The 9,225-nt window shown below is 36.9% G+C and carries 8 protein-coding genes; 5 read left to right on the forward strand and 3 right to left on the reverse strand.

The features are described 5' to 3' along the window. Positions 1–136 precede the first annotated feature (136 nt). From EC501_RS17450 to EC501_RS17460, 3 genes are read right to left on the reverse strand one after another with little or no spacing between them, the layout of a single operon-like run. Positions 137–1,294: an acetoin utilization protein AcuC gene (locus EC501_RS17450; RefSeq protein ID WP_122973632.1), complete on the reverse strand. Its 1,158-nt coding sequence runs from the start codon at positions 1,292–1,294 to the stop codon at positions 137–139. Then, a complete protein-coding gene (locus EC501_RS17455; protein ID WP_122973625.1) occupies positions 1,294–1,941 on the reverse strand; it encodes an acetoin utilization AcuB family protein in 648 nt (215 codons plus the stop codon). The genes EC501_RS17450 and EC501_RS17455 overlap by 1 nt, the downstream gene beginning before the upstream one ends. Before the next feature lie 15 nt (positions 1,942–1,956). Continuing rightward, the gene (locus tag EC501_RS17460) at positions 1,957–2,589 is read right to left on the reverse strand and encodes a GNAT family N-acetyltransferase (RefSeq protein WP_122973626.1); all 633 of its coding nucleotides are present in this window, start codon (positions 2,587–2,589) and stop codon (positions 1,957–1,959) included. A gap of 243 nt (positions 2,590–2,832) precedes the next feature. Between EC501_RS17460 and acsA the strand changes: the two genes are divergently transcribed. From acsA to EC501_RS17485, 5 genes are all read left to right on the forward strand, one after another. Continuing rightward, positions 2,833–4,560 carry an acetate--CoA ligase gene (gene acsA, locus EC501_RS17465; RefSeq protein WP_122973627.1) on the forward strand — a complete coding sequence of 576 codons (1,728 nt, stop codon included), beginning with the start codon at positions 2,833–2,835 and terminating at the stop codon, positions 4,558–4,560. A 267-nt stretch (positions 4,561–4,827) separates the two neighbouring features. Next, positions 4,828–5,862, forward strand: coding sequence for an N-acetyl-gamma-glutamyl-phosphate reductase (gene argC, locus EC501_RS17470; RefSeq protein WP_122973628.1), 1,035 nt, complete (start codon positions 4,828–4,830; stop codon positions 5,860–5,862). Between the two features lie 11 nt (positions 5,863–5,873). Next, positions 5,874–7,100 carry a bifunctional ornithine acetyltransferase/N-acetylglutamate synthase gene (gene argJ / locus EC501_RS17475; RefSeq protein WP_122973629.1) on the forward strand — a complete coding sequence of 409 codons (1,227 nt, stop codon included), beginning with the start codon at positions 5,874–5,876 and terminating at the stop codon, positions 7,098–7,100. Further along, complete coding sequence (argB, locus tag EC501_RS17480; protein WP_122973630.1) at positions 7,063–7,854, forward strand: acetylglutamate kinase; 792 nt, start codon at positions 7,063–7,065, stop codon at positions 7,852–7,854. Before argJ ends, argB begins: the two co-directional genes overlap by 38 nt. A gap of 23 nt (positions 7,855–7,877) precedes the next feature. After that, a complete protein-coding gene (locus tag EC501_RS17485) occupies positions 7,878–9,044 on the forward strand; it encodes an acetylornithine transaminase (protein WP_122973631.1) in 1,167 nt (388 codons plus the stop codon). Positions 9,045–9,225: the final 181 nt, after the last annotated feature.

Genomic DNA, 9,225 nt, shown 5'->3' on the forward strand with positions numbered 1-9,225 from the left:
TAAATAACTTTTTCGACATGTTCTTCCGCTCCATCAACCATTTATTTTATTTCATTATAAATAAAAGTACCCTATAAGAGAGACCTTTTTTCAAGTGTCTTTCTTATAGGGTACATTTTATGTTGAGTTGTCTTTTTTATTTTGCTTGATTGCGAATAATATGTAATGCTTTCATTAACATTTGAGCATTTTTTTCTTCAATCTCTGCTTTACGGGGAATTGGTTCATACAATGGAGTAGGGTCTTCCCACGTTGGGATAAAAGGAACCGGTGATTGGGGCTGCCATTTTTCTAACCATTGGGCAGGTAAGGGACCTGATGGACAAGGCAAGTCTTTCATCTCGGTCCAAATAAAGGACCAAGCCCTCGGAACAACACGCCAAATATCATAACCTCCGCCACCTACTGCTATCCATTTCCCATCACAATATTCGTGGGCTAGCTTATGGGCTAGTTTCGGAATCTCTTGATAGATTTTCATAGTGCCATATAAATGGGTAAGGGGATCGAAATAATGGGCATCCGCACCATTTTGAGTAATGACGACATCGGGCTTAAAATAGTCAAATACTTCTCTAACGGCTTGTTCATAAATCATTAAAAAGCTTTCATCTTCTGTAAAGGCATCGATTGGAAAATTAAAGGATGTACCGTATCCTTGACCGTTCCCCCGTTCTGTCACATTGCCAGTGCCAGGAAAAAGGTAGCGTCCAGTCTCATGGATGGAAAGGGTACAGACGTCAGGATCATCATAAAAAGCCCATTGAACACCATCTCCATGATGGGCATCCGTATCGATATATAATACCCTTGCATTATATTTTTCTTGGATATAGCGTATAGCAACAGTGCTATCATTGTATATACAAAAACCTGAAGCCCGGCCATGGAAACCATGATGGAGTCCTCCACCAAGGTTTAAAGCATGCCTACTTTTCCCTTGCATCACATAATCCACAGCTTGTAATGTACTTCCTACTAATAGTGCACTTGCTTCATGCATATTTGTGAAAATAGGCGTATCTTCAGTGCCGATACCATACATTTCACATTGCTGTGGGGTTAGTAAACCGTGTCCTGCTTTTTTTACCGTATCGATATATTTTAAATCGTGTCCAAGGGCGATTTCTTCATCTGTTGCAACCCTTACCGGTATAATATCATCATCTGATAGGGCACCAATATTTTTCAATAAGTCCATTGTTAAAAGTAAGCGTGTATGATTAAAAGGGTGTGAATCTGAAAATTTATATCCGAGTTGTTCAGGAGAATAAATAAATACGGCATTTTTCATCATAGTTCTATCCCCGGTAAATTTGGCCATAAAACATGGAAGCCTTCTTTTCGTAAATCTTCAATAATTAAAAGAGGATTAATAATTTGAACTCGGATAGATAAAATTTTTGAATGGTCATTTTCAGAATCTGGATAAACTAAAACACTTAAAACGTTTGCTTTATGTTTTTTAAATACTTCGGCTATATTTGATAAAATACCTGGCTTGTCCGTTACCTTAATATCAATTTTGGAAGAAGGTTTGTTAGCACCTGTTAGCTCGATATATGTATAAAGTAAATCGGTTGTTGTAACAATCCCGACTAATTTTCCACCGGTAACAATAGGTAAGCAACTAATCTTTGATTCATATAAAGTAAGGGCAACATCCTCGACTGAATCAAGGGGATGACCGATTAACGGATTCTTTACCATAATTTTGTCTAAAGTAGTGTCATAAGTAACTTGATTTTCATCATCTGTTAATGAAGTAGGTAGTATATTTTTTAAATCATGTTGTGTAATGATTCCAACAACATAATTTTGATCATCCACTATAGGTAAATGTCTTATTTTTTTCTCTTTCAATAGCTGGATAGCATCTTTGACAGTATTAGAAGGTAATAGCGAATAGACATCTTTATTCATAATTTCTTCAATAATCATCTAATTTCCCCCTCGTTAATACATATATCGATTTCTAAAACGTAACTTGTCGAAGCGTTCTAATGTGTCGTCATTTACCCGTTTTCCAACTCGGGCCATTAAACAATTTGCTGGATGGGAACAAATTTCTGGATCATCGGTTGGGTAATATTCGAAGCCTACCACATTCATCATTCTCTCCATCATTTTTCGGTATTCCCAAATATTTAAACCAGTTCCTTTTAAATCCCAATGCCAATAATATTCCGTCGTAATAACTAAATAATCTTCCATCTCATCTCCCATGAAAGAAACTTGTAATAACTTTTTTCCTGCACCAAAACCTCGATAGCTTGGAATGACTTCTATTGCTCCTAATTCAATCATGTTTTCTATAGGATCATCTGACCAACTTTCCATTGGATCGGGATATAGATAAGTTACATAACCAACGACGGTGTTTCCATTACGCATAATGACAATTCGTCCTTCTTCAAGGTTTGCTATTCCTACTAAAGCTTTTTTCTGTTGCATTGGGGGTCTAAAGGATACTAAATCTTCATGGAAATCATAAAGCTGTAATTGTTCCGATGGGACAGGACCTTCTACGATTACAATTCCATGTTTCGTCTCCATTTCTACTGAATAAAAATTTTTAATATGTTCCATTCCAATTCGCTCCACAAAAAATGATAAATCCATTATATGATAAATTATGCACAAAATCGCTGAATTTCGTTAAAAATGCATGAATTATTTCAAAATTTAAAACATTCGACTCAAAATGTTCTGAATATTGTAAAATATGATTAACTTATTTGAATAGAGAAATAGATTAGCATTTCAAAAACTATTTTGAATAAGTGGATTATTTCGTTTAAGCATTCGAAATTGATGAAAGGGGTAATTTTTATGGGGATAAAAATTACGGACAAACTAGCGATTGTTACGGGGAATCATCATTTAGAAAATTATGATGAAACAGTTGCAACTTTTAATTGGCAAGAAACTGAAAAATCCTTTAGTTGGTATACAACGGGGAAGGTTAATACAGCGTATGAGGCAATCGACAAACATGCAGAAAGCTTTAGAAAAAATAAGGTAGCGTTATTTTTTGATGATGGGATTCGAAAAGAAAGTTATACCTTTTATGACATGATGCGGTTGTCCAACAAAGCAGCGAACGTATTAAAGGAAAACTCAAGCTTACAGAAGGGTGATCGTTTATTTATTTTTATGCCCCGCTCACCTGAGCTATATTTTTCTTTATTGGGTGCTATTAAAATGGGTGTCATTGTTGGCCCATTGTTTGAAGCCTTTATGGAGGGTGCTGTTTATGATCGTCTAGCAGATAGTCAGGCTAAAGCGCTTGTAACAACCCCGAGTCTTTTAAACCGAGTACCAATCGAGAAGTTACCGCATTTAGAAACAATCTTCCTTGTTGGGGAACAAGTAGAAGAAAGTGGAAAAATAATTGATTTTAATCGTAGGTTAAAGGAAGCTTCTAGCTTTTATAATATAGAGTGGGTTGATTTAGAAGATGGACTGTTATTGCATTATACTTCAGGTTCAACGGGTGCCCCAAAAGGCGTTTTACACGTTCATAATGCAATGATTCAACACTATCAAACAGCGAAATGGGTTCTTGATTTACAAGAACAAGATATTTATTGGTGTACCGCAGATCCTGGATGGGTGACAGGAACCGCCTATGGAATTTTCGGCCCATGGTTAAACGGTGCGACGAATTTAATAATAGGTGGACGTTTTAGCCCACAAAGTTGGTATGGAGCTATTGAGCAGTACGGTGTAACCGTTTGGTATAGTGCGCCAACCGCCTTTCGAATGTTAATGGGTGCAGGTTCTAGTATTTTAGAGCAATATGATCTTTCTTCCCTTCGTCATGTATTATCAGTAGGGGAACCATTAAATCCCGAAGTCATCCGTTGGGGAATGGATGAATTAGGACATAGAATTCATGATACGTGGTGGATGACAGAAACAGGTGGTCATATTATTTGTAATTATCCTTCAATGGATATTAAGCCTGGGTCAATGGGAAAACCAGTACCTGGGATTTATGCAACGATTGTGGATGATGAAGGACATGAAGTTCCGCCGTTTACAATGGGTAATTTAGCTATTCGGAAAGGCTGGCCGTCGATGATGCGACAAATTTGGGGAAATCCTGAAAAATATGACTCTTATTTTTTAAAGGGAGAATGGTATGTTTCAGGAGATTCAGCTTATAAAGATGATGATGGCTATTTCTGGTTCCAAGGACGGGTTGATGATGTTATTATGACGTCTGGAGAACGGGTAGGTCCCTTTGAAGTAGAAAGTAAATTGTTGGAACATCCTGACGTCATCGAAGCTGGAGTCATTGGTAAACCAGATCCGATAAGGGGAGAAATTATTAAAGCCTTTATTGCATTACGTGAAGGAGTAGAACCATCGGAACAATTAGCAGAAGATATACGACATTTTGTAAAAGTCGGTCTTGCTGCTCATGCTGCTCCCCGTGAAATTGAATTTAAAGAAAAGCTTCCTAAAACACGGAGCGGTAAAATTATGCGTCGAGTTTTAAAAGCTTGGGAATTAAATCTTCCAACAGGAGACTTATCGACAATGGAAGATTAATAATTATTCATTCATATAATAACGGAAATGTTTCTAGTTATATTCATATTTATACAAAGAAATGAAGGATATTCATCGGTTTTAATGATGGATATTCCTTTTTTTTGTTTAAAAAATTATTAAAAATACAGTTGACTAAATATTTATGCAGAATTATACTATCCTTATCTTAGATGTAAAAAAAGTATATTAACAGATTGGCATAAAAATACATAAACTCATGTCAAAATATTTGGGGTGTGTTTTCAAATTATAGGGGTGAACTATATGAAAGTTGGTATTATCGGGGCTACTGGTTACGGTGGATTAGAACTTATTCGATTTTTACACAATCATCCAGAAGTACAACAGATAGAACTGTTTACATCTTCAGATGAAGGAGCCATTTTTTCATCAAAGTTTGGTCATTTATTAACGATACAAGATACGCCATTACAAAAAATCGATATAGAGACACTAGCCCATTTAGATGTTGTATTTACGAGTACTCCTTCAGGGGTAACAAGTACTCTATTACCTCCTCTAGTTGGTGTAGGACCGAAGATAATCGACTTATCGGGAGACTATCGATTAAAGGATTTAGAAGTATTTGAAAAATGGTATAACAAACAGCCTGCTCCGAAACAGCTTGTGAAGCAAAGTGTTTATGGACTAACTGAATGGAATGAAAGGAATATTCAATTAGCCCATTTAGTCGCCAATCCAGGTTGCTATCCGACCGCTGTTTTACTTTCCATATTACCGTTAATAAAAGAAGGGTTAATTGATCCTAACTACTTAGTCATTGATGCGAAAAGCGGTGTATCTGGAGCAGGAAATAAACTTTCACAAACAACCCATTATAGTGAAATGAATGAAAACTTCTCAATTTATAAAGTAAATGAACATCAACATATTCCTGAAATTGAACAGGCGATTGAGCTATTTGCGGATGTGAAAACGACAATTACTTTTAATACCCATTTAGTTCCGATGACACGCGGAATCTTAGCGACAACATATGCACCAGTAATCAATGGCGTTTCTAATGAACAGTTAACGGAATGTTTAATGGAAACGTATAAAGATCATCCATTTGTCCGTGTTGTTTCTAGCGGCACATCGATAGGAACAAGCCGAGTAAAAGGTTCGAACTATTGCGATATTTTAGTGAAACTAGATGAAAGAACGAATCGAGCAACAATTGTAAGCGTCATCGACAATTTAGTAAAAGGAGCTGCGGGGCAAGCGATTCAAAATATGAACGTTCAATTTCATATGCCTCAAACATTTGGTTTGGATGTCATACCGTTATTTATTTAAGGGGGAGAAAAATGTCAAACGTATTATATGAATTGAAAAAAATATCTAGTAAAAATATAGTTGCACCAAAAGGGTTTTCTGCTGCAGGTATTCATTGTGGTATAAAACATAAGAAAAAGGATTTAGCTATTTTAGCTAGTGAAGTACCTGCCAGTGTTGCGGGTGTATTTACAACAAATGCTGTGCAAGCTGCACCATTATTTGTTACAAAGGAAGTTGTTTATAACACTGGTAAAATGCAAGCCATCATCGTTAATTCAGGAAATGCCAATGCGTGTACAGGAAAACAAGGCATGGCCGATGCATATGAAATGCAAAAGTTAGCAGCTAATAAGCTTGGTATTTCCCCTTCTTATGTTGGGGTAGCTTCAACGGGCGTAATAGGCGAAATGATGAAGATGGAACCTATTCGAACTGGAGTTGAAAAACTTCAATTGGGAAAATCCCTTGAAAACGGTATTGATTTCGCTCAGGCTATTTTAACGACAGATACGGTTATGAAAAATACATCCTATAGTACCCTTATTGATGGGAAAGAAATAATCATTTCCGGTACAGCAAAAGGCTCCGGTATGATTGAACCTAATATGGCTACAATGCTAGGGTTTATTACAACCGATGCCAACATTGAATCAAAGGAATTGCAAGCAGCTCTGTCAGAAATTACGGAGCTAACCTTTAATGCCATAACTGTAGACGGGGATACATCTACGAATGATACGGTAATCGTAATGGCAAATGGATTAGCGGGGAATGACCCATTATCACCGTCCCATCCTGATTGGGATAACTTTTATCGAACATTAAAGGCTGTTGCAGAGGACTTAGCTAAATCGATTGCCCGTGACGGGGAAGGAGCAACGAAGTTAATCGAAGTAAAAGTTGATGGTGCTTTAAATGACGAAGAAGCACGGAAAATTGCTAAAACGGTTGTCGGCTCCCCATTGGTCAAAACAGCTGTATTTGGTAATGATGCCAACTGGGGCCGAATTATTGCAGCTGTTGGTTACAGTGGTGCCAGCATTGATCCTGAAAAAATCTCTATTAAAATCGGACCTGCCCTTATGGTTCAAAATGGTGAACCTTTTCCGTTTTCAGAGGAACAATTAACGGATATTTTAAAATCCAATGAAGTAAAAATTACCGTTTCTTTAGCCCAAGGTGATGGACACGGATTAGCGTGGGGGTGTGATTTAACATATGATTATGTCCAAATCAATGCATCCTACCGATCGTAAAAAAATTGTTATTAAACTTGGTGGAAGTACATTAGAAGGTTTAAATAAAACCTTCTTTTCTAATTTTAAAGTTTTACAACAAAGTGGGTATGATATCATCATTACTCATGGTGGGGGACCTGCTATCAATCGAGAGTTAGAAAAGCAAAATATAACATCAAAAGTATTAAATGGGATTCGAATCACGAGTAAAGAAGCGATGGATATTGTGCAATCTACATTAATCGGAAAAGTGAATCCTACACTTGTAGGAGAGTTAAATGAAGCAGGAATAACCGCTATAGGGTTAAATGGTTTTGATGGTCAATTGCTACAGTGTGAATTATTAGATTTTGATACTTATGGATATGTAGGGAAAATAATGAATGTGAATACCGATTTACTGCTTCAATTGTGTAAACAACAAATTGTTCCGGTCGTTGCTTGTGTTGGTACCGCAATGAACGGTCAGGGGCTCAACATAAATGGGGATACGGTGGCAAGTGAAGTCGCGTTAGCGATAGAGGCAGAAAGCTTATTACTTGTGACAGATGTTTGTGGGATACGAGTCAATGACGTATACAGGAAAGAAGCTACACCTAGTTTAATCGAGAAGTGGATTGAGGAAGGAGCAATTTATGGGGGAATGATCCCAAAAGTTCAAAGTGCTATTCAAGTTTTAAATTCAGGAATTCCTTCAGTCCAAATTGTGAATGACCAGTTAATCGGAACGACGATTGTTCCTTCCTTTAGTGAAAATGTCGTCTCTAAATAAAATATAAGGGGTGCAAAACAAAAATGAATGCATTATTTAATAATTATTCAAGAAGACCTATTAGCCTGGTAGAGGGAAAGGGAACAGTCGTTACGGATTCCAACGGAAAACAATATTTAGATTTTACGAGTGGTATTGCGGTTTGCAGTCTTGGTCATGCCCACCCTTCTTTAGTGGAAACCATTAAAGAACAGAGTGAAAAAATTTGGCATACTAGTAATTTGTTCGAAAGTCCAGGTCAAGTGGTTTTAGCGGAAAGTTTAATAAAAAATAATCATTTGTCCCATGCCCTTTTTTGTAATAGTGGTGCAGAAGCCAATGAAGCTGCTATTAAACTAGCAAGAAAATATACTGGAAAACACCGTATTATTACTTTTGAAAATTCTTTTCATGGTCGAACGTTTGGAGCGATGTCGGCTACAGGACAAAAGAAAATACATCAAGGATTTGGGCCGCTGCTAGACCAATTTATTTATTTACCTTTTAATGATGTGGAAGCTTTACAAGAGAAGGTAGATGATTCAGTAGCTGCTATTATGCTTGAAGTTGTACAAGGTGAAGGTGGTGTTCATGCAGTTACAGAACCATTTGCTCAAGCGATTCAAGATATTTGTGAAAAAAATTCGATTTTACTAATTGTCGATGAAGTACAAACAGGTATCGGTCGTACCGGTACACGCTTTGCCTTCGAGCAAACACCTTTAAAACCTAACATTGTTTCGATTGCAAAGGGGTTAGGTGGAGGATTCCCGATTGCTGGAATTTTAGCAACTAGTGAATTGTATGAAACATTTGGCCCTGGATCCCACGGTACAACATTTGGTGGAAATCCATTAGCTGTTGCTGTAGCTCAAAAGGTTATCGATATTGTTTTTGAACAATTCTTTTTAGAAGATGTACAAGAAAAATCAAACTACCTCCTTCAAAAATTACATGAAACACTACCAAAAGATCAATTTGCTATTCGTGGAAAAGGGTTACTCCTTGGCATTGATTGTGGTATGGATGTCTCCCATTTTGTAACGGAAGCAGAAGAAGCGGGGTTATTGCTTGTAGGGGCAGGCCCTAATGTCCTTCGTTTACTACCACCATTAACTGTTACGAAGGAAGAGATGGACGAAGCAGTAGAAATTTTGAAAAAAGTGTTATTAACAAACAAAAGAGGCTGGGACATAACTAGCTTCAAATAGTGAGAAAGGTGAATTTGAGGAAACTCAAATTCACCTTTCTCTATTTTTGTATGTAAATTCTTTTTTTCTTTAGTTAATGGCCGTGAATTTTCTTAAATTCACAGCCATTAATGCGAGGCCCATTTCGTTTTCTACCTTCGATTTTCCTCGTACAGAAAATCGAGTGAAACGCAAATTAGCC

Origin of the sequence: Lysinibacillus halotolerans (assembly GCF_003711845.1) — a bacterium.
In the GTDB taxonomy this organism is placed as follows: Bacteria; Bacillota; Bacilli; order Bacillales_A; family Planococcaceae; genus Ureibacillus; species Ureibacillus halotolerans.